This window comes from Pedobacter sp. 05L430, assembly GCF_056397585.1.
In genome coordinates, this window is sequence record NZ_JBFTNT010000636.1 from 1 (window position 1) to 460 (window position 460).

Genomic DNA, 460 nt, shown 5'->3' on the forward strand with positions numbered 1-460 from the left:
GTTCCAGCCTAGATGCCGGCTCCGTTGTCGATGGTCAGCAGGGCCGCTTCGTGGGCGGCCGCCTCATCCTTCAGCCAGGTCACGAAGGCCTTCACCTGCGGCAGGCGACCCTTGGCCTTGGGGTGGACGACGTAATAGGCGAAGTCGACCGAGGTGGCGATGTCGAACGGGATCACCAGGCGTCCGGCGTCCAGGTCGGCCTGGGCCAGGGTGCGCTTGGCCAGGGCGATGCCGCGGCCGTTGGCGGCGGCCTCGATCACCAGGCTCGACTGGTTGAAGCGCGGGCCGCGGGCGCCGTCGACGCCCTTGATGCCGCGCGCCGCCAGCCACATGGCCCAGTCCGGGCACGAATCGTCGGCGTCGGGCGAGCCGTCGTGCAGCAGGATGTGACGCGCCAGGTCCTCGGGCGATTCCAAGGGGTTGTCGGCCAGAAGTTCAGGGCTGGCGACCGGCACCACCG

General features: G+C 70.2%; 1 protein-coding gene. It reads right to left on the bottom strand.

Annotation, left to right across the window (positions count from 1 at the left end; genetic code table 11):
* Positions 1-8 precede the first annotated feature (8 nt).
* Positions 9-460 (bottom strand): LysR substrate-binding domain-containing protein (locus tag AC1DG9_RS27735; RefSeq protein ID WP_477635791.1); only part of this gene is annotated, 452 nt, incomplete at its 5' end.